This window comes from Oceanobacillus jeddahensis, assembly GCF_000750635.1.
GTDB lineage: Bacteria > Bacillota > Bacilli > Bacillales > Amphibacillaceae > Oceanobacillus > Oceanobacillus jeddahense.
In genome coordinates this window covers 955004-978763 of the sequence record NZ_CCDM010000001.1, presented here as the reverse complement: position 1 = coordinate 978763, position 23760 = coordinate 955004, and the positions used below count along the sequence as shown (strand labels likewise).

Annotated in this window: 23 protein-coding genes; 5 read left to right on the top strand and 18 right to left on the bottom strand. The window is 33.1% G+C overall.

From position 1 onward, the window contains the following. The first annotated feature begins 109 nt into the window (after positions 1–109). Both BN986_RS04315 and BN986_RS04310 read left to right on the top strand, forming a co-directional pair. Positions 110–565: a restriction endonuclease gene (locus BN986_RS04315; RefSeq protein ID WP_040978416.1), complete on the top strand. Its 456-nt coding sequence runs from the start codon at positions 110–112 to the stop codon at positions 563–565. After that, positions 562–2493, top strand: a complete 1932-nt coding sequence (locus BN986_RS04310; RefSeq protein WP_148417063.1) for an nSTAND3 domain-containing NTPase — start codon at positions 562–564, stop codon at positions 2491–2493. Before BN986_RS04315 ends, BN986_RS04310 begins: the two co-directional genes overlap by 4 nt. 376 nt (positions 2494–2869) lie before the next feature. Here the strand turns inward: BN986_RS04310 and hxlB are convergent, their stop codons facing one another. The 17 genes from hxlB to BN986_RS04225 all read right to left on the bottom strand — a co-directional run bounded on the left by hxlB (position 2870) and on the right by BN986_RS04225 (position 20582). Next, complete coding sequence (hxlB, locus tag BN986_RS04305; protein ID WP_040978413.1) at positions 2870–3433, bottom strand: 6-phospho-3-hexuloisomerase; 564 nt, start codon at positions 3431–3433, stop codon at positions 2870–2872. A 3-nt stretch (positions 3434–3436) separates the two neighbouring features. After that, the gene (gene hxlA, locus BN986_RS04300) at positions 3437–4072 is read right to left on the bottom strand and encodes a 3-hexulose-6-phosphate synthase (protein ID WP_040978412.1); all 636 of its coding nucleotides are present in this window, start codon (positions 4070–4072) and stop codon (positions 3437–3439) included. Between the two features lie 68 nt (positions 4073–4140). Continuing rightward, positions 4141–4506: a PTS glucitol/sorbitol transporter subunit IIA gene (locus tag BN986_RS04295; RefSeq protein ID WP_040978411.1), complete on the bottom strand. Its 366-nt coding sequence runs from the start codon at positions 4504–4506 to the stop codon at positions 4141–4143. A 148-nt stretch (positions 4507–4654) separates the two neighbouring features. Next, on the bottom strand, positions 4655–5686 hold the full coding sequence (gene srlE / locus BN986_RS04290) for a PTS glucitol/sorbitol transporter subunit IIB (RefSeq protein WP_040978409.1): 1032 nt from the start codon (positions 5684–5686) through the stop codon (positions 4655–4657). A gap of 9 nt (positions 5687–5695) precedes the next feature. Continuing rightward, positions 5696–6247 carry a PTS glucitol/sorbitol transporter subunit IIC gene (gene srlA / locus BN986_RS04285; protein WP_040978407.1) on the bottom strand — a complete coding sequence of 184 codons (552 nt, stop codon included), beginning with the start codon at positions 6245–6247 and terminating at the stop codon, positions 5696–5698. Continuing rightward, positions 6231–6704 carry a transcriptional regulator GutM gene (locus tag BN986_RS04280; protein WP_040978406.1) on the bottom strand — a complete coding sequence of 158 codons (474 nt, stop codon included), beginning with the start codon at positions 6702–6704 and terminating at the stop codon, positions 6231–6233. Before BN986_RS04280 ends, srlA begins: the two co-directional genes overlap by 17 nt. A gap of 59 nt (positions 6705–6763) precedes the next feature. Further along, entirely contained in the window at positions 6764–8698 is a 1935-nt protein-coding gene (locus BN986_RS04275; RefSeq protein WP_040978404.1) for a BglG family transcription antiterminator, read from the bottom strand. Positions 8699–8836: 138 nt separating this feature from the next. Next, positions 8837–9637, bottom strand: coding sequence for an SDR family oxidoreductase (locus BN986_RS04270; RefSeq protein ID WP_040978403.1), 801 nt, complete (start codon positions 9635–9637; stop codon positions 8837–8839). A gap of 467 nt (positions 9638–10104) precedes the next feature. Then, positions 10105–10797 (bottom strand): poly-gamma-glutamate hydrolase family protein, encoded by a 693-nt coding sequence (locus BN986_RS04265; RefSeq protein ID WP_040978402.1) that lies wholly within the window; start codon positions 10795–10797, stop codon positions 10105–10107. Between the two features lie 994 nt (positions 10798–11791). Then, entirely contained in the window at positions 11792–12334 is a 543-nt protein-coding gene (locus tag BN986_RS04260) for a bifunctional 4-hydroxy-2-oxoglutarate aldolase/2-dehydro-3-deoxy-phosphogluconate aldolase (protein WP_198136778.1), read from the bottom strand. Positions 12335–12463: 129 nt separating this feature from the next. Beyond that, complete coding sequence (locus tag BN986_RS04255; protein WP_040978401.1) at positions 12464–13411, bottom strand: sugar kinase; 948 nt, start codon at positions 13409–13411, stop codon at positions 12464–12466. Between the two features lie 27 nt (positions 13412–13438). Beyond that, positions 13439–15223, bottom strand: coding sequence for an alkaline phosphatase family protein (locus BN986_RS04250; protein ID WP_040978400.1), 1785 nt, complete (start codon positions 15221–15223; stop codon positions 13439–13441). Between the two features lie 16 nt (positions 15224–15239). Continuing rightward, complete coding sequence (locus BN986_RS04245; protein WP_040978399.1) at positions 15240–16391, bottom strand: mandelate racemase/muconate lactonizing enzyme family protein; 1152 nt, start codon at positions 16389–16391, stop codon at positions 15240–15242. Positions 16392–16407: 16 nt separating this feature from the next. Next, on the bottom strand, positions 16408–17901 hold the full coding sequence (locus BN986_RS04240; RefSeq protein ID WP_040978398.1) for a tripartite tricarboxylate transporter permease: 1494 nt from the start codon (positions 17899–17901) through the stop codon (positions 16408–16410). 32 nt (positions 17902–17933) lie between these two features. Then, positions 17934–18401: a tripartite tricarboxylate transporter TctB family protein gene (locus BN986_RS04235; RefSeq protein WP_040978396.1), complete on the bottom strand. Its 468-nt coding sequence runs from the start codon at positions 18399–18401 to the stop codon at positions 17934–17936. 138 nt (positions 18402–18539) lie between these two features. Further along, positions 18540–19523, bottom strand: coding sequence for a tripartite tricarboxylate transporter substrate binding protein (locus tag BN986_RS04230; protein WP_040978394.1), 984 nt, complete (start codon positions 19521–19523; stop codon positions 18540–18542). 285 nt (positions 19524–19808) lie between these two features. Beyond that, positions 19809–20582: an IclR family transcriptional regulator gene (locus tag BN986_RS04225; RefSeq protein ID WP_040978393.1), complete on the bottom strand. Its 774-nt coding sequence runs from the start codon at positions 20580–20582 to the stop codon at positions 19809–19811. Between the two features lie 222 nt (positions 20583–20804). Here BN986_RS04225 and BN986_RS04220 point away from each other — a divergent pair, with 222 nt between their 5' ends. The 3 genes from BN986_RS04220 (at position 20805) to BN986_RS27865 (ending at position 23105) form a co-directional block, all read left to right on the top strand. Beyond that, positions 20805–21692, top strand: coding sequence for a LysR family transcriptional regulator (locus tag BN986_RS04220; RefSeq protein ID WP_040978392.1), 888 nt, complete (start codon positions 20805–20807; stop codon positions 21690–21692). Between the two features lie 107 nt (positions 21693–21799). Continuing rightward, entirely contained in the window at positions 21800–22573 is a 774-nt protein-coding gene (locus BN986_RS04215) for a sulfite exporter TauE/SafE family protein (protein WP_040978391.1), read from the top strand. Positions 22574–22973: 400 nt separating this feature from the next. Further along, on the top strand, positions 22974–23105 hold the full coding sequence (locus BN986_RS27865; protein ID WP_262362446.1) for a hypothetical protein: 132 nt from the start codon (positions 22974–22976) through the stop codon (positions 23103–23105). Positions 23106–23306: 201 nt separating this feature from the next. On the opposite strand, the gene BN986_RS04205 is transcribed toward BN986_RS27865, so the two are convergent. Next, entirely contained in the window at positions 23307–23759 is a 453-nt protein-coding gene (locus BN986_RS04205; protein WP_040978389.1) for a hypothetical protein, read from the bottom strand. Position 23760: the final 1 nt, after the last annotated feature.

Genomic DNA, 23760 nt, shown 5'->3' with positions numbered 1-23760 from the left:
AATAAAACCAGTGCTTCTATTTATTAATAATACAACCTGAATATATTTTCTTGAATTTTTTGACTATATCATCTATTGTTTAGGTATATAAAATTTGAGGGAGATAGATATGAGATTACCTACAGAATTTTTAACACCTACGGACTTTGAAGCATTTGCCAGAAGAATAGTTTCTATTATTTTGGGGAAAGAAATCATTGGGTTTGGGGAAGGTAAAGATGATGGAATTGATGGATTAGATGATATTAATTCACCTACTATAGTAGTACAGGCTAAAAGATATCAATCAAGAACTCCACTTAATAGTTTTAAAAAAATAGTAAAAAGAGAAATTGATAAAATTAGAAATACAGCTAAAAAGTATGAATGGAATAATAACTATGAATATGTGATTGTAACAAGCATGGATCTAAACCCTCTGGCAAGAAAAGAAATTCGCGATTATGCGGGGTCCCTCATTCCTTCAGATAAGAATATTATTGATGGAGTATTGTTACAGGATTTAGCTGATAAACAAAAGTTTCATGAAACTTTTGTTTTATATAATCTAAAAGAAAAAAACTGATTGAACAGCTAGAAAATTGTAACAAAGAATATATTGAAAGAGAGTCTAAGAACTATTTTTTAGACTTTGACGCACAATATTATACAGAAACTGCAGTTTTGTATAATGCATATGAAACTATAGATAAATATCGGTTAGTTATTCTTACTGGAAACCCAGGTGTTGGAAAGACAACAACTTGTAAAATGCTAGGTAATCTTTTTACAAGTAGAAAAGATAGTAAATATTTAATTCTCGAGAGAAGTATTGCTGAAGTACAAGAAGTTATAGATTTATTCAATAAGATTTATAGAGATGAAAAATCAAAAAAATTACTTGTAATATTTGATGATTTTTTGGGCAGAAATACTCTCGATGCCTCTGAACAACAAATAAAAAAGTTGCGAAATCTATACTCTATTTTACGTTACTCTGAAAATTTATATGTAATATTGAATTCACGTACTCAAATTATAAATACAGCAAAAGGTGACAACTTAGAATTTAGAGAGTTCCTAGATGGAAAAAAAGAAGAAAAAATAACTATAAACATGTCTAATTATACCGATATAGAAAAAGCTTACATTTTTCGAAAAAATATAGAAAAAGTATTTAGTACTAAAAATCTCGATGAAAAAATAATAATGAATGAAAAATATAAAGATATCATTGAAAATGAAAACTATCTCAAAATTATAAAACATCAGAATTTCAATCCTAGATTAATTAGTCTAATAGCAAGCAAATCTGTAGAAAGTTCAGGTAATTACTATGAGTACTGTATTAATTCTTTACATAACCCCTCTAGAATTTATGATGAACTTTTTAGAAAGTTATCGAATGGAGCTCAATACTTTTTATTGAGTTTATATTGTTTTGAAAATTATCCAGTAAAATTGAGCCAGTTAGAAGACGCTTTTAATCTTTTGAAAATGGATAAAGCATATGACCTGAAGCAAATTGAAGAAGATTTAGAAGATTCCTGGATTGTTATTAGAAATGATGAAACATTTGAAAATGAAACTATAAATTTTGCCAATCCTTCAATTATAGATTACTTATCAACAAAAAAATCTGGATTAAAACCTGCGTTCAATAAAATAGCTAATGAAACAAAATATTTGGCGCAAATTTTAAAAATAGAAGGTGGAGTAGGCTTGTATCGGAGAATTAAAAATAATTTCGATTATTACTATGACAAATATTCTTATTCCGGTGAGAAATTGAATTTAATTTTTAAAGAAAATAACATGTTTATCAGTGAGAAAGAATATAGAGATCTATTATATATATTTAAAGGTGAATATCATAATGATGCCCCACCTCTGTTCTTATCATCCCACTGGGATAGTTTAATTGAATCCCTTTACGATTCTAATAATAAAACTGCACAATCCATCTTTTTAAATGAGTTATTATTTTCTTCTTCAAATAGGTTATTAATAAACAACATATTCCAAGACGTTGATATAGATAATATAGCGAAAAATTTAGACCTATTATTATTAGACTTTTATAATGAAGGACTGTCTCAAAATGAACTCATTAATTTCTCTGAAGAAAAAACCGGATTAAATTTATTTGCACAAATTTCAAACTATAAAAAAGAACAGTTACAAAGTAAAATAGACAGCTTTGAAGACGCAGATAGCTTTTTAGATTTAGTGGATTCAATAAGCATTGAAGATGAAGTCGAATCTGTTACTGAGGAAATAGTTGAAAATTATCAGGAGCATTTGTTTAAAGAATTAAGATTTTCTTTTTTTAATAATTATATTGATGAGGATGATTTAGATTTCTCTGATTTTGATTCTCAGGTTTTTGACGTAGCCAAGGATTTTTTCAATACCATAGATAATGATGACGACCAAGAAGAATATAATATTGATAAAAAAAGCATGGAATACACTGAAACATTAGATACTATATTAGGTCGCCCTTTATTATAATTTTATTGCAAAATTAAAACTTTTTGTAAATGATTAGATGATTTTTAAGAACTTCAAACCGGGCTGTTGTATAATTCAATAAGCGATTGTGCAGCAGCCATCTAACATAACACGTTACTTGCATGTATAGTACCATAGATTTTTTTACTATGTTGTGGTCAAGAAAACAATTTTATCTTGCCATTGAAGGAGCTTTTTTATCTCACAGTGAAAGTTTTTCGCTTTCGCATAACAGAAGGCTCAAAAATATAAAAAAGCGTGGTATCTTTATCATGAATTGATGAAGATACCACGCTTCTACATTTCATATATTAACTTTATTCTTATTTTAAGAAAACAATTATTTTTTTGCTATACCATAATGAATTTGCCCATACTATTCTAAATCAGCATGTCTTTCAAACATAGAACCTGTCGTTTCCTTATACTCTTTCATCAATTCTAGAATAATGGCATCGTAGGTTAGAAAAGAAATCTGCTCAAAAGCGCTTCCTCCCGGCTGTATGGAAGATATATCAATCCCTGCATTCTTTAATTTTGGAGAAACACCAGGAAGAATAACTGTCACATCGGCTAATTGTGAAATGGTCGATTTACTATCCATAGTAATCAGTGCAATTTTCACACCATTTTCCTTTGCTTTTTTTGACATAGATACTAAACTATCTGTCTCTCCTGAACCAGAACCAATCATTAATAAATCTCCTGCTTGTGTATGAGGATTTGTTACATCTCCGACTACACTGACTGAAAACCCAAGATGTAATAACCGGTTTGCAAAACCCCTAATCGCAATTCCTGATCTTCCAGATCCAGCCAGAAAAATATGATTAGCTTCTTTAACAGCAGTCATTAATTCATTTAATTCCTCATCATTTTGATATTGTGTATTATGCAATAATTCTTTAATAATAATTTTTGTGTTTTCTTTTATACTCATTATTTATTCTCCTTTTATCGATCGAGAAATTTCTTTAGCTGCTGTGGCTGGGTCTTCTGCATTCACTATTCCACCACCAACAATAACAATTTCTGGTTGATAGTGCATATACGCATTGATCGTTTTGGGATTAATACCACCAGCAACTGCAATGGGGGTTTCTTTTACATATTCACTTATTTCTTTTAAATCATCCAATGGTGTTCTACCTATAGCTTGTTGATCTACTCCTGTGTGAATAGCAATAGCATCCACATTTAAAGATTCAAGTGTCTGTAATCGTAACTTTAAATCTGGGACACAAATCATGTCGACCATTACCTTTTTATTGTATTCCCGTGCTTTTACAATACATTCTTTAATCGTTAAATCATCAGTAACTCCTAATACCGTTACATAATCTGCTCCAGCCTCATATACTATTTCTGCTTCATAACCCCCAGCATCCATGATTTTTGCATCGCACAAAACCTCTAATTTGAAAAATTTAGATTTAATCTCTCTTACAGTCTGAAGACCATATTGCATCAAAAATGGGGTGCCTACTTCTACAATATCTATGTATCCCTCCACCTTTTCAAGTAACTCTACTGCATGTTCTATCGAAATATCATCTAAGGCTAATTGTAATTTTGTCATATATATCTCCTTAATATTCTATGATTACTCATATTTGCAATATAAATATATGGTTATGGATAACTTGATTAGTCAGCAATAATCTTAATTTGTGTACCGGTACCCAGGGATGGAATATTTTTTGATTCTAAATATAAAGTTCCCGATAATTCAGGTACTTCAGAACCATCAAATCTTATTGTAATATGTCCAAGACTTTCTAAATTTTGTTTAACAATAGTGCCTACGGATGTAATGTTAAACTTCTCCTCATTAATGTAAATAGATTGTCCTGCTTTAATTTCTCCTTTTACAGGTGAAACATTAACAATATAACAAAAGTCTTTTAAATCATCTGGTGCTTCCTCACCAAAAAGAATCACCATCTTTTCTTCTAAAAACTCATTTGCGTTTGTTCCTGTGTCTTTAATAACAGTTTGATAGATCACTTCCATATTAACGACATAGATTTTTAAACTATGTCTTCCACCTCCATCCAACAAAGTATGCGTAGGGAATGATATATTTATATCACTAAATACTTTTATATTCCCTTGATCTGAGTTGTTTAAATAAATTATTTCGTATCCTTTACTTAACTAATTATGATTGATATAATCCAAAGCTTGCTAGCCAGGCAACAAATACCCTTGGTACACCATTTAAAAACCTGGAATATAAGACAGATGGTACGCCTACCTCAATGGTTTTTGTTTCTGCTTCCGCTAACCCTAAACCAACCGGAATAAAATCACAGCCATTTTGTGTATTTATTGCAAATAATGCAGGTAAAGCTAAATTAGGTGGAACATTCCCTCTACTAATCTCAACGCCAATTAAGGTTCCTAATACTTGTCCAATTACCGCACCAGGTCCAAGCAATGGGCTTAGAAAAGGGAGGGAACAAATAAAACCAATAACCATCAATCCCCAGATATTACCTGCTAAAGGAGACATGATATCTGCAAATAAATCGCCAATTCCAGATCCTTGTATAATACCAATTAGCAAAGCTACAAATCCCATGAAAGGAAGGATCGTATGCAGCATGGTTTCTACTGCATCTCGAGCTGCTTGATAGAATGTATTAATTACTTTCCCTGCTCCTAGTCCAATCTTTGTAAGCAGGCTCTGTTTATCTTGCTCTGCTTTTGTCTCCATAATTTTTTTGTCTTTAGAATAGGTTGACTGCTTCTCTTCTTCCTCTTCTGATTCGTTAGAAGGGCGACTGAAAGCTTCTTCATCTACTACATTCTTCTCTTCATCTTCTTCAGCAACACTTATTTGATCAACATCTACATTAGATACATAAATATCTTCCGTAATATATTGCCTTAAAGGGCCACTTTTTCCTGTAGCCATAATATTAATTGTTGGAATTCTTTTTTGTGGATAAATACCGCAGCGTAAAGTACCTCCACAATCAACAATGGCTACCATAATTTCATCTTCTGGTACTGATGTTTCAAATCCATTTACTGGTGAAGCTCCAGTAATTTCACATAGCTTATCTACAATGGCAGGTTTATATGCAGCTGTTACATACACTAATTTGTCTTTCTTTCCATTGACACCAAGTACAAGTGGACCTCCAAATCCACCAGGGCCCTTAACAACTTTTACTTTTTTACTCATCGTCTACACCTACCCTTCTATATGAACTTTTTTGCTTAATTTTACTTTTTGCTGCTTTTCTACATAGCTTGTTGTAAAGTCCGTAATCCAACCACCGACAAAGTTCATTACTAGACCTACTAGTAAATAACGGACTGCCAAATCTGTCATCGGTAATCCTAATTGTTGAATCCCATTTGCAATCCCTAAGAAAATAAATAGCTCTGCCGGGTTAATATGTGGAAAAATTCCATTACTTGTATGAGCAAACTGTCCAGCAGCAGCATAGTAGCTTGGCTTATATTTTTCAGGTAAAAATCTGCCAAGAGAGTGCACCATTGGATTTGCTAACATAAAAGATCCTAGAAACGGGAGAATCATATATCTTAGTAATGGATTTCCTGATGATTTTTGAGCAATTTTATTAATACGATCTTCTCCAATTAATTGAATAATCGTATTCATTGCAATGAGCAGCATAAGTACTAAGGGGACAATCGAACCCATCCAGTCAATAAATGTATCTGCTCCAGTTTGAAACAAGTTAATAAATCCTTCTGCTACTTTAACTATAAAATCCATGTTTCTTTACCCCTTTCTTTGTAAACATTTGATTTACCCTCTTCACTACTTTCATCATCGGAGACGGAATTCGTTCCACTTCTCCTCCTGCTTGAACAATATTAAACGTATGTTGCGCATCGATAATTGCTCTTTTTAGTAATTTATTGTAGGCCATAAAGTCTTCTTTACGAAGCTTATTGATTTTCTTTCCTTCCAACCCTTTTAAACTTTTAAAACGTGAAAATACTGTGACTCCTTGCAGATATCGTGCTTCTTCAATTTCATTTTTATTATTTAATTGAAATAAAACGAGCGTGCCCGACCGGATAATTGCGGGGCGTCTACCAATTGCTACTCTGCCTTTTTCCCTAAGCTCGGTATAGTGCTTTGTAAAATGTTTGATTTGTACAAATCCAAATAAATATTGGATGACAAAGCCTACTGCCAAAATAATGATTAAAATAATGAAAAACATAAGCTATTTCCTCATTTCTTCATTTAAAATACGTACAAAGCTATGCATCAATTATAAATTCATGAAAACGATGAATTATCTAAAACGGCAAGTAGATCTTCATAAGATTTGGTCTTAGCAATTTTTAATACTTCTTGTTCATTGCTTGATATCTTTAACATTTCGTCGTAAATAGGTACGAGTAATGAGGCGTCATACGCTTTCATTTCTGGTAAACCTAACATAAAAATTAATTGAACTTTTTTTCCTGTTCGTGTCTTAACCGGTGCATCTATTACACCAAGGGAAAGCACAACTTTATTTGATTGATAATGAACCGTATGAGGAAAAGCAATTAAACGATCAAATACCATCGTAGACTTCTTTTCTCTTTCATTTAGACGATCAACAAAGCCTTCATCAACAAATTCTTCGTTTATTAAATAATTTGCCATGTCATTCATATTTTCCATGTATCCTTTTTTACTAGATAGATAAAAAAGTTTATCTTTGTGAAGTAATGTGCCTAGTAAAGAACAATTTAATTTTAAATTTTCGTCCTCTTTTGCTCTTGCTCCATTTAAATAAATAGCTTCTTCTATTTGTTTTCTTACTCTGCTTTCATCAAAAATTTCACTAATTTCAATTACAGGTATCTGTAATGCGAAGGGAAGAGGCATGGTAGTAAAAACGACACCATACTTTGATAAATTAATTGCTGATGCATCTAAATGAGAATATAAATCTACTTTTGTTTTCGAACTAAGGATTCTTTTTAGCTGAATAGAAATTAGTTTAGCTGTACCTCTTCCCGTCTCACATACAATAGCAACTTTATTTAAATTCCTAATTTGTACATCATGTTCATCTAGATATACACCATAATGAAAAGAAAGATAACCGAGTTCATCTTCAGAAACTGTTACATCAAATTCTTCCTCAATTGCTTTTCCCGTGATTTCAGCCATTTTATAAGACAATGGATATTTCTGTTTTACTTCATTGATTATTGGATTTTTGATATGAATGCCAAATATGATACGATTTAGCATCAATGTCATATGATAAGTGAAATCATGTAGAAATTCTTCATTATCCAAGACAATATTAAGTTCATATGACATTTTTTCCATTATAATGTCTAATATCTTTTGTACTTTAGGCGTTATTTGAATATCAATCATGGAACTTGTCCGCGTTGGTGTCCGTCGGGTAGCTATTGGAATGGTAATAAACAGAATCTCTTTTGATGGAATTTCAATTGGTAACAATTTTTCAATAACTTGTTTAATCTTACTTGCTATCTGAAAATCATTGGTATGCATAAGCTTTGTAAATTTTTCATCAATATTTTCAATCAAATAATTATTTATCACTCTATCAAGTAAAATTGTTACCGATTTCATTAAAAGTTCAGTTGATTCCTTATCAAAATCATGATTATAAGCAATAGATAATATAGCTTCTTCAATATCTGGATCAAGAGAATATCTACCATATAAGAATTCGTAAATATGCTCCAGAATAAAAAAACGAATAGATTGCTCTTCCCCAACTAAATACATCCCATTATTCTGTTTCCCTATGATTTTTAATTGATAAGTATCCAATACCACAGCAGCCTTTTTTAAATCATTAACAAGAGTGGTTCGTCCAATGTTCATCTCAAAGGCTAATTCATCTAATGTATTCTTTTTATTTTCATTCATTAGATTGCCAATGATAATAGCTATTCTTTTTTGGAAAGAATCATGGTTCTTCCTTTCTTCATGGATCTGGTTTATTATATTTTGAAAGTATTTTTTATCATCAACAAACAAACGATAACCTTTACCCCGTATATTCTCTATATAAGCAACACTGTTTAAATCGCTATTTAGCTGTTTGATATAATTTCTTATTGTTCGGGTACTTACACTTAGCTTGGTTGCTAAATCTTCAAGAGATATATACTTTCTTTTCATGCATTCATGTAAAATTTGGACCGCTTTATCATTATCAAATAACATTGCCATCTATAATACATCTCCTCTTATAAGTTATACTAAGTAATCGTTAATGAAGTCATCCTCATCGTTACTTTAAAGTAAATATCTTCAAACGATAATCTTATTCAAACTTATAAAAGAGATTAACTATCATAGTGAATAGTTTTATCCTCTAGATTTACCGCCAGAGATATTTACTGTTGTACCAGTTATATAACTAGAACGTTCAGAAGCCAAATAAGTAACTAAATCACTGATTTCATTTAATTCCCCGACTCTTCCTAAAGGTATTGTTTTACTATAGTCTGTGTTTAGACCTTCTACAGTTGTACCCCTTGTATAAGCTAAAGCTTCATTGTATTCCTTTGTTGTCATCTCCGTTTTTTCATTGATTCCCGGTGCTACACCTACTACGCGAATATTAAACTTTCCAAGCTCTTTTGCCCAAGATCGTGTAAAACCATTTACAGCTCCTTTAGTAGCTGAGTAACAACTCTGCCCTAATGATCCTTCAATTCCTGCTTCGGAAGTAATATTAATAATCACGCCCTGCTTCCTTTTAATCATTTCCCTAGTAGCTGCTTGCGCACATAGAAATGGTCCTTTTTGATTTACATTAACCATAAAGTCAAAATCTTTTTCGTCTAACTCATATTCTGGTTGTTCTCCTTGAGCATCAACTAAAAGTCTTGGTAGATTCACTCCAGCATTATTAATCAAAATATCTACTTTCCCGAACAAATCTACTACTTTTTCAACCATACTGTTAACGCTTTCTTTATTTGTTACATCACACTGAATATAATACGTTCCATCTGTTTGCTCGCCTGTTTTAACGTTTAAATCCGAGACAATAACTTTTGCTCCATTCTTCACCAAACTTGCTGAAATTTGCGAACCAATACCGGAAGCTCCTCCTGTTACAATAGCAACTTTATCTTCTAACTCTAACCATGAATTACTCATTTCCTTTCCTCCAATCAACTTATATATTGAAAGCACTTTCAAGATATAAGTCCACTATAAAGTAAATAAACGTTTGAATTAATACATTCATTTTCACTATGTATCTGCAAAAAGTGTACTAATTGAATTTTCGTATTAAATGGACAAGTCTTTCAAAAAGTTCATTGTGGGAAGGAAACGCAATTAAAATAAGCAGCGAAAACCATTGGGGTTTTGCTGCTTATTTATTCCTTTATCAAATAAAATATTTAAATGCTTTTATAAATTTTAAGAGAGAACGAGCATATCATTAATTCCTTCTCTCTTTTATCATATATAAAATCTCCTCACACACATGAGAAAAAATTAAGATTAACTTATTATAACGCACTCAAGTTTTTAGACGTTAGAAAACTACTATACAAAAAGTAAAATTAATCATGAAGTACAGATAGAATATATGTATACGCCTATTTATCAAACCACCCCTAAACACCATCCAACCCCTTCCGAACAACCTCTATATAACGCTCAAACTCTTCTGTCCGATTTTCCCGGTTTTCAGCCAAGAAATTATCATCCTCAAAAAAAGCTTTTCTTTGGGCAGTGCTTATTTCTAACTGAACTCCTTTTTCCCGTTTATTTTTATTAACAATATTATCCTTTTCTCTTCCGTCAATTTCTTTTGGCGCGTCACTTACGGAAAACCCCGCATTTTTAAGCTCGTCCTCAATGGATTGGGATAACGTTTCATCGAGGCCTCCTATATACGTGTGTTTTTCCTCTTCATCTCCGTACCCATGGAAAGATATCGTATATAAACTATCTGACACAAGAGCTAACGCTTCTGCTTCATCGAAATTGGTGGAAGTAATATGCAGCTCCGTATTATTTGTTAATTTTATCCCTTGAAAAGAACAGAAGGAATATTCACCGGCTAAAGCTGACTGTTCAGCCAGTTCTGTCGTGCCAGGTTCTATTCCTCCACCATGAATTGTTATAAATAGAACATCAGGGTTACCTTTTTCTGAACGAATACGATAATCCTCGTCTTGACGCTCATGTTGACGGAGATCTTCAAAATTTTCGTACGTATCATTTACCTTAGACCCAGTGGCCAGCAGTATGACAATAATCACAGCCAGTCCCAGTCCCACAGTAATAAAGCTATATTTTTTCATCGCGACTACCTCTATCTCATTATGTTATGCACTCTTTAAGGTACTATAAAGTCATATAATCTAACCATTAAAATGACTTATTGAGCTTTACTACCGATATTTCTATTAATGATACTATACTATTTCAATTATTATTTCTAAGTAATCATCTATTAGTGCTCCCAGTACATGCTCAACATTAATCGCACCACTTAAATTGAACTATGATACGTAATAAAAACCGATAGAGCTGTAAAAGTTTTGAGTTTTTCTTTCCGTTATAAAATTCAATTTCATGAATACAGGACACAACACTAGTATAGTGCTGCCAAATATAGTTCGATCCCTGATTAGTGAGCTAATCATCCTTAGAATCGCTGAAAGTAGTCATTAAACATTTCAGGCGCTTTTCTTCAAATATTTCGCAGCTTTCTATATTATTAGTTAGTCCAAAATGGAAATTAGTCTTATGCTCATCATTTAAGAATTCCACATATAAGTTAAAAAGCTGCTCAATAACCTCTTTATAAGGTAGTCAACATTCTTGATAAATCTACCCAAGGTAATTTTCCTTTTAAGCAGTTAAATCCACCTGCAGTAATGGGATTTACAAGTTTGGGTTCCACTTTAAATTAAAACACTAATTAGCTCCTTATTGGTATAGGTAGACTATAATGTCTTGAAATACTCACACTTTTTCATTCTTTACTTATCTTAGTATACTTTAAAATATGAACATATACACATGTTTGATTCAATAAAAAATAGACCTTAATCTATTTTTTCCTCTTACGTTATTTTTCAATACACTTGCTTATTGATTACTTACAGCTTACAAATAGTAAGCCCTACAAATTTATATAATCATAAACTGCAGGGCATTTTTATTAATTGTTAAAGATAATAACATTACGTAGAAAATTAATTAAAACCATTAAATAACATGGAGATAGAAGAATAGTTAGTGGTCGTAATTATTTTAATAACTTACTAAACTCTTTCGACACATAGTATTTTAAATTACTGGCTTACTGATTTCTTGAAAATCCCCAGCTAGTTTAATTATTTCTTCCCACTTTTCTTGTTCAATAAGGTCTTTCTTAACTAATGATCCTCCTACTCCAGCCGCTGCAGAACCTGCTTCAAAAAAGCTTTTTATATTATTTAGAGAGATTCCACCTGTAGGCATAACAGGTATTTCGCCGAGTGGAGATTTAATATCTTTAATAAATTGTGAGCCTAATATATTTGCAGGGAAAACTTTGATAATATCTGCCCCCCAACTATATCCTTGATAGATTTCTGTTGGTGTAAATGCACCAGGAATCATTATTTTTCCTTTTTCTTTTGTAACTTCTATCGTTTTTCTATCTAATATTGGAGCAAAAATAAAGTCAACTCCTGCAATAATAGCTTCTTTTGCTTGTTTTTCATTTAATACAGTTCCTGCTCCAATAACAACTTGATTACCATACATTTCTTTAAGATTATTAATTTTTTCTAATGCTCTTTCCGAATCTAACGTTATCTCTATATTTGTTACTCCACCAGCAATCAATGAATGAATGAACAAGTCTGTCAATTTTATCAGGATTCACTCTTCTTACCACCGCTACAATTCTAGAATCAATCAATTCACCGAGTATATTATCAGACAATTTATAACCTCCCTATAACTATTTATACATTAGCGCGTTACCGTTAGTTTCGTATTATTCGGATCTATTTCATCCCAGTAAGGGTAACCTTCGAAATCACCCTCCACTTCCAATGCACTTGCTCCAACTCTATTTCCCAGTTTTACTGATTCATAATAACTCCATCCACGGAGCAACCCAGAGATAACGCCGGCTGCGAATCCATCCCCTGCTCCTACCGTATCAACCACATTCTTAACATTATAGCCAGGTACATAGGCACTTCCTTCATTAGATGCAAAATAAGCTCCTTTTGATCCTAATTTTACAATTACTAAACCAGTTCCCAATTTCAAGAAATAATCGGCAATGCTTTCAGGTTCTTCTTTGCCAGTTAATAATTCACCTTCATCTATACCAGGCATAAAAATATCACAGTCTTTAGCTATATCAATTATTTCATTTCTCGCTTCTTTCTCCGTCCATAATTTCAAACGAATATTTGGATCAAATACAATAGTCTGTTTATGATTTGCTTTTGCCTTTTTTATTACTTCTTTGACTACTTTGTTACTTGCAGGACTTAGAGCTAAGGTTATCCCGGTTAAATGAATATACTTTGCTTGTTTAAAGTAAGCAGCATCTAGATCTTCAATACTTAATGTACTTGCTGCTGAATTCTTTCTGTAATAATAAACATTAGGATCTTCTCCCAATGTCCTTTCTTTAAAAAATATCCCTGTATTATACCTGTCATCGAATAGCACTTGCGTAGTGTCAACACCTTCACCACGGATTACATTACGGATAAACAGACCGAATTCATCATTTCCAAGTTTGCTGACCCAGCCTACCTTATGTCCTAATCTCGATAGAGCCACTGCAAAATTTGATTCTGCTCCGCCTACCCTTTTAGTAAAACAATTTACATATCTAAGAGACCCGTATAAATCTGGTGATAACAAAACCATACTTTCCCCTAACGTTACTACATCCATAAATAACCCTCGTTCCTCTGCATATAATTATTTACTAAATAAATCAGTCATAAAACGACCATCGAGTGTTGAGGTATCTTTTATACCTAATAAATCAGCTATCGTCTTTCCTGCATCATCCATTAAATATGGACCATTCTCTACTATATTCCTCTTATATCCTTTGTTGCTCGTTTTACCAGAAGCAATGAATACTCCCAAATTAGATGAATGCTCTGTTTTTGAACTAGGTATTTGTGGACCGTGATTTGCTCCAGGTACTGACACTTCAGCGATAATGTCCTTTTTATTAGTTCCCCAAACAAAACCAAGATTATATGCAAATATTACATCGCCCATATCTGATCCCCAGTAACCTATTATAGAGGCATCTTGTTTTTTTAAAGTTAAAGCACTTACTTGTTTCTCTTTGTATACCCACGTTGACAGAGCTTTATAAATAGAATCTTGAACAAATTCATAATCCTCTTCCGGGACAATTCCGTTCGCTTCTCTTCCTTTTAAATTTACGAATATCTCCAACCCGCCTCTTTCATCTTTAAGAATAGCTTTTGATTTATCCAGAACGGGATTTCCTTCTTCATCTATTGTACACAATCCAAACTCAGCCAATCTCAGGTAGATATCACAGAAATATTTATTAGGCACATCCCCGTGATCGGAAGCTAAAATCACTGTGGTATCCTCATCCTTATTCCTCAGTAATTTACCAATAGTTTCATCAAGAATAATATAGCTCTTTCGTATATTCTCTTCATATATTGGCGCCAGTTCCTCTTTATAAAATGGTGAAAACGGGTCATATTGTCCCAAACTGGTGTGATGTGTCTCATCGTTTAGTCTGAATACAGTTGCAAACATGTCAAATCCCTTGTTATTTATTAATTCAATTGCACTATCCGCCAGCCAAGCAGCTTGGTACTCTGCTTCTTCAAAACCACTATCGTGATAAAATTCATCCGGAGATGCTTTTATTGTCCATGATTGAATAAAAGGACCATTTTTTTTTAATAAATATTCTCCTAGTTCCTGTTGGTTAGATATATTATCTGTTTGTAATAATTGAGATTGAATTATATCTAATTCTTGTTTTTCCAGATTATATCCAGCTAGCTTGAACCGTATCCATCCTCCCACATTATTAGATAGGTTCAGCCAAACCCAATTTGACCAATTATTTTTATTTATTTCCACAGATATTGCATTATCAAATTCTAATCGGATCTTATCTTCATTAATCAAAAAAATAATAACTTCTTTTTCAATATTATTTGTAAATTGCATATGAAAAGATAGTTTTCCTTGTTCATTAATGATCGGTGAACGATTATTCTTTTCATGGTGTGCCAAAGAAGACGTTCTTGGCCACCCTAACGATTCCCTTATTTCTTTTTTTGGCCATTTATTTAAGCAAGTACTAAATACTCTGGGTGTTGCTAATTCAAATGGAGGATCTTCCTTTCCACCATAAAACGGAGCAAAACTGAAGTGTTTAGTATCATTTGTACTGATAGTTTGTGGAAAGTGAACAAGTGCACACTTTTTATCTTCTGAATTTGCTAATCCTAGAAGGGTGTTATCATTACCTTTAGGAAGCGACTGACCTTTCCAAGCATTCCCTGGCGCTAGACCCGTCAAAAATGATACCCAATTCACGTCTCCCCAAGTTGATATATACGGAAGTAACTCTGTCGTTGATCCTTCTTGCATCAATTGAGTAATGTTTGGTAGGTATCCTTCCCTGGAAAACTTAAAAATCAGCTCAGGTATTAATCCATCAACTCCAAACATGATAACTTTTTGTTCTTTCATTATTTGTGCCCTCCATTCATTTAAATACATCTACTTTATATTCTTCAATAATATCCCTGTTAACTTCTACACCGATACCTGGGTTTTGGGATATGTTTACTTTTCCATTCTCCATCTGGATGGCATTAAAAATTAGATCTTCGCGGAAAGGATGATCTGATTGATCATACTCTAGATAAATTTCACCAGCATTTAAAGATAAAGGTGCGCTAGGCAAGCTTGCTATATATTGCATCGAAGCCGCCAAACCAATTCCAGATCCCCAAACATGCGGAACTACTGACATATTCCAGGCCTGGGCTAAAGCAGCTATCTTTTTACATTCCGTAAATCCTCCGGACGAACAAAGATCTGGCTGGATAATATCAAGTGCCTTTCGTGAAATCCAATGACGGTAGCCAATCTTTCCAAATAAGTTTTCCCCTGCAGCAACATAGGTTTTTGTTAAATTTTTAATTTCCTTATAGCCTTCCATATCTTCAGGTGCCAAAGGCTCTTCAAAAAAGAAAATATCCGCACTTTCAAGTTCAAGTAACAACCTTCTTGCTTGGGAAGAATTATATGCACAATTTGCATCAAGCATAATTTTTGGTTTTTTACCGACAGCTTCTCTAATTGCTGTAACATACTCAATATCGTCATCTACCCCAAAACCAGTTTTCAATTTAAATGCATCAAACCCTTTAGATAAATGTTCTTTTGCTTCTTCTACACCTGCTTTTGGATAAGATCTGCCTTCTTTTCTATAAAAGCCAGTAGCATATGGCTTTATTTCATTACGAAATGTACCGCCAATTAATTTACTTACCGGTTTATTTAAAACTCTTCCTATTACATCCCATAATGCGATATCTACTCCACTTATTGCATTAACCGCAGCTCCTCCCCCAAATGGCCTTGTGGTATTATACATTTCCTCCCAAAGCACTTCTACGTCGAAGGGGTCTCTTCCTAACAATAATGGTTTGAAACAATTATTTACAAAAGATGCCGCTATTTCTGGAGGCTGCAATCCATGACAAAGTGATTCACCCCAACCAGTAATCCCCTCATTTGTTTCTATTTCAATAATCACCGTACTTCTTTTAGTAACCCACCCTTGTGAAAATGAGAATGGTTCATCTAATGGTTTAGATAGTATATGGGTTGTAATATTTGATATTTTCATATATCTTCCCTCCAATTTACTTTGCTTTTTTCAATTTAGTAATATATGGCTTGATCGCTGGCACTGTTACCGAAACAACAGCAAATAAAAGGAATATTAAAGCAATTGGTTTAGTAACAAAAATCATCATGCTTCCATCAGATACTGCCAAAGATTGTCTAAATGCAGTTTCAGCAATCGGCCCTAAAACGATTCCTAGTAACATAGGAACTATAGGAAATCCTAACTTCGGTAAAATATAACCTAACAAACCAAATACTAACATCACTTTCACATCAAACATGGTATTATTTACACCAAAGCTTCCGAGAAAACACAGCATTAACAAAATAGGTATAAGTAGATTTATAGGTACATCTTTAATTTTTGCAAACACCCTGGTAGCAAATAACCCTTGAATTAACATGAAAATATTCACCAAAATAAGCCCAAACATTATAGTGTACATAACGTCAGCGTAATCCACAAATAACTGGGGTCCAGGCGCTAAACCTTGCATCATCAGTGCTCCTAACATAACAGCAGTTACAGTGTCTCCGGGAATTCCTAAAGTAAGCAAGGGAATAAGTGTAGCACCTGTAACTCCGTTGTTACCTGCCTCAGAAGCTGCAATTCCGTCTAAAGATCCTTTACCAAATTCCTCTTTATTTTTGGATGATCTTCTAGCTTCGTTATAACTTAGAAATGAAGCTATTGCAGGACCAGTGCCGGGGATTGCCCCAATAAAAGTACCAATTGCACTTGATTTAAGCATCGTTTTCTTAAACTTTCTCAGTAAACTCTTAAATGAAGTTACTACTTTATCAATATTACTCATCTCATTTGGTTTTGTAATATGCGCAGTCTGTGACTTTTTAATAATTTCTGATATTGCAAATAAACCTATTAGTGCTGGTATAAGATCTATTCCTGCTATTAAATATTGGTTATCAAAGGAAAAACGTGGGGTACCGTTGATTGGATCTAAACCAATGGTAGAAATAAGAATTCCTAATATCCCCATAATAATTCCTTTTCTTAAATTATTTGCACTTACACTTATAATCATGGTAAGGCCGAATACAGCTAAAGCAAAAAATTCTGGCGGTCCAAAATTTAAAGCAAACTTTGATAGTTGTGGAGCAATTAATAAAAGTGCTAAAGCACTGAAAACCCCTCCAAATACTGAAGCAAGTAACGCTATTCTTAATGCCAGAGCAGCTTTTCCTTGTTCTGCTAAAGCATAACCATCTACAACTGTAGCGGCGGAAGCAGGAGTTCCTGGAGTATTAATTAAAATTGCAGCAGCTGAACCGCCATAAGTACCTGCACAATATATTCCGAGCAAGAACAACATTGCTGTTGTAGGCTCCAACCCATATGTTAAAGGTAACATAAGAGCTACTCCCATCGTTGCAGTAAGACCAGGCAAAGAGCCAAATATAAACCCAGCTATTACTCCAAGCATAATAAATAATAGATTATGCCATTCAAATATAGATAATAGGCTATTAAAAATTATATCTCCCATGTTGTCTCACCTCTTTTCTTTTAATTCTTCTATTAAGGTAAATTAATGTACATTATGTCTTCAAAGATAAATTTAAGCAGGAAAATTAAAGCTACCATAACCAAATATAAATACCATTTACGAACTGACAATACCCACATAATCAAGAACATACAAATAATAGAAGCAAATGTAAAATGAATATATTCCATTAAAAACGTGTAACCCAATGTGATAGCAAAAACTATAATACCAACTAAAGGTTTTCCTTTATCATCTGGGTTTTTACTTTCTTCTTTATCTGCTTGTCCCCCGCCAATGTTTATAAAAGTACTAATAAAAGATAAACCACTTATTATTAAAATAGTCACCGCTAATATAGTTGGTAAAAAAACAGGTCCAGCAACTCCCGCGTTTGGATCTGTCTGAATTTGGCCGGGAATAATAACTTTCCATAACAAAATACTGCCAATTAAAAATACCAGCCAAATATACCTTTCTCTTTGCTTCTTAGTAACCAATTTTTGATCACCTACTTTTAAGGATAATGAGAGACTAAGAATAATTTATAATTTCTAAATAGTGGTAAATATTATATTTTTCCTACTGTTAACCCCTGTCTATTAATCATATATCCTCAGTCTCCCAAGATGTTTTTATTAATTTGAGAGTCCCATTTCCTCAATAATTTCTCCATGCTCAATATTTTGTTCGTTTAACTGTTCTATTATTTCTTCCCCGGTAATTTCTTCCTGTGTCAAGTTAGCAGTATCTAAGAAATCCTGATATTCTTCACTTTCCATTGCTTCTTCAACAATATTCGTCAGTTCTTCAACTTCCTCATCTGAAGCTTCCTGGGACACAAGTAAAAATTTCCAAACACTCATATCAATGTCAAAACCTTTTTCTTCAAATGTAGGTACATCTGGTAGATCTTCAAACCTTTCAGGTGAGAAAACTCCTAATATACGTAAATCCCCTGATTCTACATGTTGCATAAGACTTCCTGGATGACCAGCTGCTATATCAACGTGACCACCTAGTAAAGCTGTGATTGCAGGATTTTGTCCTTCATAGGCTACACTTTCCGCTTCAATACCTGCCTGGTCAAAAAACGACGCTTGTGCTAAATCTGGTAAACCTCCAGCACCCGAATGAGCATATGAAATTCTTTGATCAGTATTTTCAATTAAATCATCCAAGGTTTCCCATTCGGAATCAGCATTAACAACAAGAACAATAGGTTCATAAGTTAAACCTGAAACCGCTTTAAAATCATCAATGGAATATTGAACTTCCTGTAAGTGAGGTTGAGTAGTGAAAACACCCACAGCGTTAAAAATCACTTGGTGGGCATCTGGTTGTTGAGTAGCAAATTCAGTAGTCGCTACTGTTCCGCCAGCCCCTTCTCTATTAACAACAGTTACGTTTTGATCAACTAATTCCCCCATTGCTTCAGCTAAAGCTCTAGCTGTTTGGTCACTACTGCCTCCAGCAGACCAAGGGACAACTATCTCAATATTTTTTGATGGATAATCTACTTCAGAATTATCCGCACTACTTCCGTCACCAGAATTTTCAGAACTGCAACCTAAAAGTGAAACTATTAGAGCAAGTAAACCTATCAAAAGTTTTTTATTCATTTTTGATACCCCCATTTATTAATAAATTTAACCATAGTCATACTACAATATTTATACTTCACACTCTTTATTAGGATAATCACCACCTTCAAAGAATTTTTATTTTGTTCCTCAATAAGGAACGGTGTTCCTTATTGAGGGTAAAAATTAAAATATAGTTTGTGTTTGAATCATCTTCAAATTCTAAATAAATATAAAGATGCTCTTCTTCATCTTTCTTCTTTAATTATGAGATAGCGTTATAAGCTCAATTTATTTAAATTCTATTTTTTTATGATGTCTTTGTTATTTGTAACTTCCTATCAATTCAGAAAGTTCATTAGAATATTTTATCACTTGTTTGGTCATTAAACTAAACTTCTCAGAATCTATCCGCATTATTGGTGCAGCCACACTTAATGCTGCTGTAATATTACCTTTAAAATTCAAGATAGGTGCTGCTGCACATTTTACTCCTAGTTCGTGTTCTTCATCATCGATTGCGTAACCATTTTTCCGGATTAAATTTAATTCTTTAATTAGGTCTTCTTGCGAACATATCGTATTACTGGTAAATCTTTTTAATGGCTTTTCTTTTATAATTTCTTTAACTTCATCCATAGATAAATAAGCTAAAAAAACTTTTCCAACACCTGTACAGTGCATCGGTGCTCTTTTCCCTACTCTTGAATACATCCTTATCGTTTCCGGACTTTCTACTTTATCAATATACACCACTTCATCCTGATCCCTGATTACTAGATGCACTGTTTCCCCTGTTATTGACGAAAGTTCATTAAGAAGTGGTGCTGCTATATTTCTAACATCCAAATTTTCACGAACAACATCGGCTATTTCTAAAAAGTGAAAGCCTAACTTATACTTGTCTGTTATAGAATCCTGCCTGACAAAACCACCTTGATAAAGAGACATCAATAATCTATGTACAGTACTTTTGGAAACGCCAAGTATTATAGATAGATCAGTTACACCAATTCCATCCGGGTTTTCTTTAAGCTTCTTAATTATTTGAATAGCCCGGTCAACTGATTGTACTGTTACTGCATTAGATACAACCATATCCTCACTCCGTTCGATGATAAAACCTTTATGAAAAGGCATACAAAATTAATTATTTTATATTATCTTGCATTTTGAGAATAACACTAGATATTATAAAATTAAAGTAAACATAAATTATAGGGTATAACCAAAAGTTATTCTTGGGATAGTTTAATGTAAAATAGTGTAGGATAGAGTTAATAAGTTTGCATCAAATAGTAAAGAGAGGTGTTAGATAAAATGAATATAGAAACTCTAAAAATGTTTTGCCTTGTAGTTGACCTAGGTAGTATAAGCCAAGCAGCAAAACTTTCTTATGTATCCCAACCAGCTGTAACAAAGCAAATGCGTCAGCTTGAAGATACCTATGGTACAACATTGTTTAATAGAAAAGAAGGCAGATTATCTTTAAATGATAACGGAAAAATTCTATACCCCATAGCGAAATCTATTGTTTCCGATTACAAACGTTCTAAAGAAACAATTTTAGATAATATCAAAAAAACAAAATCTAGTTTAAAGGTAGGGGCCAGTTATACTTTAGGGGAATATTTCTTACCAAAAGTATTAGGAGTATTCAAAAAAGAATATCCAAAAGTGAAAATAACTCTTATTGTTGACAACACTCCAAAGGTATTAGAGTCTCTATCTAATGATGTTATTGATCTCGCTTTAGTAGAAGGTGCCATGGATAACAACAATGATTTTAGTGTTGAACCCTTTGAAAAAGATGAGTTAATTCTTATTCACCCTATAGAGCATAGTTGGTCAAACATGGATGAAATAAGTATAGACGACCTTGCAAAAGAAAAAATGATTTGGAGGGAACCGACATCAGGAACAAGACTTATTATAGAAAATTTATTAAATAGACAAGGGGTTTTAGAAAAAATAGAAAACTACATGGAATTAGGAAGCACACAAGCTATTAAAAGTGCTGTAGAAGCTGGTTTAGGAATCAGTATTGTTTCAAAATACGCTGTGCAAAAAGAACTGAAACAGGGTGTATTCCGTGAGATAAAAATAAATAATACATCTTTTAAAAGAAATTTGTGGTTAGTTAAGAAAAAAAGCCGTTTTAATAAAAAAAGCGTTGAAGATTTTATGAGTTTATTAAAAAAGAACTAAATACAATTTATACCTTTTAGTTATACCCCATCACTAATATTTAGTATGCAACACTTTTACTCTTTGTTAATTTAGATAGTATACAAAGTTTATGGGGGAAAGATATCATGGAAGTGACTACAGCCATATTTATCCTTATCATAGGAATTATAGCAGGAGGGTATGGAACAATTGTTGGCGCAGGCGGTGGCTTCATTTTTGTACCTGCACTTTTAATATTGCTTAATATTGACCCTGTGGCTGCTGCAGCCTCAGGGTTAGTAATTGTATTTATTAATACCTTCTCAGCAATAATTGGATACGCAAAACAAAAAAACATCAACTACCGGATAGGGGGTTCTATTATTATCGGCGCTATACCCAGTTCGGTACTGGGAGCATGGCTTTTGCAATTTATCGATGCAAACTCTAAAGTATTTTATTGGTCGTTTGCAAGTATATTATTGATCTTTGGAATAGTATTATTATATAAAAATTCTAATTTTAGTTTAAATAAGAAAAAGAGTAATATAGATATTACCTTGCAGATAAAAACTTATCGGCTTATTCTTTTAGGTTTATTAATGGGTATTATTTCAAGTTTTCTTGGCATCGGAGGCGGGTGGCTATTAGTACCTATTCTTATATATTTATTCGGGCTGTCTGTACATCAAGCTGCAGCGACATCTATTTTTTCTTTATGTATTTATTCTTTAGTCGGTGTATCAACACATATTTTTTACAACAATGTTAATTGGTCTATTGTGTTCTGGGGCGGTTTAGGAGTTATTATTGGAGCCCAATTGGGTGTTTTTATTGCCAAAAAGCTTTCAGGACAAACAATTTTAAAAATGTTATCTATCGTGTTATGTATTGTTGGAGTGAGAATGTATTTTAGTTAAGAATGCTTATAACTCTTGATAACTTCTTTAACTTCACTCCTTAATTCATGGTTTAAATACGATCACTGGAATATACCAGTGATCGGCAAGCATTTGCCACTTTTATCAATTATACCGGGGGATGTGGTATTCAATATGTATCAGCATTTCAATCTTTTTACCACCAAACGTAGCAAGGATTACTATCTTTTAAGGAAGGCTTTACACTTTTACACTGAAGAATTAGCATATGTCAGCCGCACCCTTAATTGTTTGTCCTTTATCGCCGTACTGATCCTCATTGAATACCAGGATGGAACGTTCATTTCCAGCAGAGCTTTGAATGAATTATCCGTTCTACATACGCTTTTGTTGGGATAGAGCCGTAACATTTGTTTTTAACATTTGTTTAAATATTCACATGGTTACAAACAAGCTCATTGATGGTGGAATTGTTGTATATCAAAAATTAATCAACCAAATCATGCTATGGGGAGATGGTTCAACTGCCATAGCTCCTTTCTTTATAAGTGTCAAAACCCTCCATAATTAGTGGTACATTTTCGCAAAAGAGAGGTTAAAAAAACATCTATCATAAACTTTCAACTAAATCACTGTAATACTTAGCTAAAGAAACACACGAATTTACAATACTAAACAAACTTAATAGCCCTAACAGAGCATCATTCGTAAAAATGATTACTCTATTAAAGGCTATCAGTTACAGCATCACTCTATATCCATCCCCCAAAACCTAAAACGGAACTGCCTTCACATCAGAATAAATATAACTCAAAATATCTATTTCATATTCTGAATAATTGGGGTCTAACTTATTTCCATCCCAACGGCTGCCAAATACTTCATCAATCAGAATTTCGATGCCGCCTTCTGCATATTCTTCCAAATGTTTTCTAGCTTTTCTTTTGAATTCAGGGTCTTCAAATTGTTCGATATTTTTTCCTATCTCCGGATCACTTAGAATAATCGAATAAGCAGTGGCTCTTTGATTCGTATTCAGGTAGTTCGACCGGAATTCCCTGCCTTGATTCTCGCGTGGTGCTCTTTTATTATGCTTAAATCCGAGACTTGCACAAATCATAAATAAATCCTGATACTTCATATCAAATTTCGTGTTTAGATGAATGTAGATGTCTTGATGTTTTTCACTGGTGTAGAAAAGAATTTGATCTAATAGAAAGTCCATT

Bases quoted from the DNA above. Each gene is read 5' to 3' on its own strand.
- BN986_RS04240 (WP_040978398.1), bottom strand. From the start codon at position 17,901: ATGGGAGATATAATTTTTAATAGCCTATTATCTATATTTGAATGGCAT.
- srlE (WP_040978409.1), bottom strand. From the start codon at position 5,686: ATGAGTAAAAAAGTAAAAGTTGTTAAGGGCCCTGGTGGATTTGGAGGT.
- BN986_RS04230 (WP_040978394.1), bottom strand. From the start codon at position 19,523: ATGAATAAAAAACTTTTGATAGGTTTACTTGCTCTAATAGTTTCACTT.
- BN986_RS27865 (WP_262362446.1), top strand. From the start codon at position 22,974: ATGGTTACAAACAAGCTCATTGATGGTGGAATTGTTGTATATCAAAAA.
- hxlA (WP_040978412.1), bottom strand. From the start codon at position 4,072: ATGACAAAATTACAATTAGCCTTAGATGATATTTCGATAGAACATGCA.
- BN986_RS04215 (WP_040978391.1), top strand. From the start codon at position 21,800: ATGGAAGTGACTACAGCCATATTTATCCTTATCATAGGAATTATAGCA.
- srlA (WP_040978407.1), bottom strand. From the start codon at position 6,247: ATGGATTTTATAGTTAAAGTAGCAGAAGGATTTATTAACTTGTTTCAA.
- BN986_RS04295 (WP_040978411.1), bottom strand. From the start codon at position 4,506: ATGGAAGTGATCTATCAAACTGTTATTAAAGACACAGGAACAAACGCA.
- BN986_RS04245 (WP_040978399.1), bottom strand. From the start codon at position 16,391: ATGAAAATATCAAATATTACAACCCATATACTATCTAAACCATTAGAT.
- BN986_RS04275 (WP_040978404.1), bottom strand. From the start codon at position 8,698: ATGGCAATGTTATTTGATAATGATAAAGCGGTCCAAATTTTACATGAA.
- BN986_RS04205 (WP_040978389.1), bottom strand. From the start codon at position 23,759: ATGGACTTTCTATTAGATCAAATTCTTTTCTACACCAGTGAAAAACAT.
- hxlB (WP_040978413.1), bottom strand. From the start codon at position 3,433: ATGAGTATAAAAGAAAACACAAAAATTATTATTAAAGAATTATTGCAT.
- BN986_RS04315 (WP_040978416.1), top strand. From the start codon at position 110: ATGAGATTACCTACAGAATTTTTAACACCTACGGACTTTGAAGCATTT.
- BN986_RS04265 (WP_040978402.1), bottom strand. From the start codon at position 10,797: ATGAAAAAATATAGCTTTATTACTGTGGGACTGGGACTGGCTGTGATT.
- BN986_RS04220 (WP_040978392.1), top strand. From the start codon at position 20,805: ATGAATATAGAAACTCTAAAAATGTTTTGCCTTGTAGTTGACCTAGGT.
- BN986_RS04255 (WP_040978401.1), bottom strand. From the start codon at position 13,411: ATGGATGTAGTAACGTTAGGGGAAAGTATGGTTTTGTTATCACCAGAT.
- BN986_RS04280 (WP_040978406.1), bottom strand. From the start codon at position 6,704: ATGTTTTTCATTATTTTAATCATTATTTTGGCAGTAGGCTTTGTCATC.
- BN986_RS04270 (WP_040978403.1), bottom strand. From the start codon at position 9,637: ATGAGTAATTCATGGTTAGAGTTAGAAGATAAAGTTGCTATTGTAACA.
- BN986_RS04250 (WP_040978400.1), bottom strand. From the start codon at position 15,223: ATGAAAGAACAAAAAGTTATCATGTTTGGAGTTGATGGATTAATACCT.
- BN986_RS04225 (WP_040978393.1), bottom strand. From the start codon at position 20,582: ATGGTTGTATCTAATGCAGTAACAGTACAATCAGTTGACCGGGCTATT.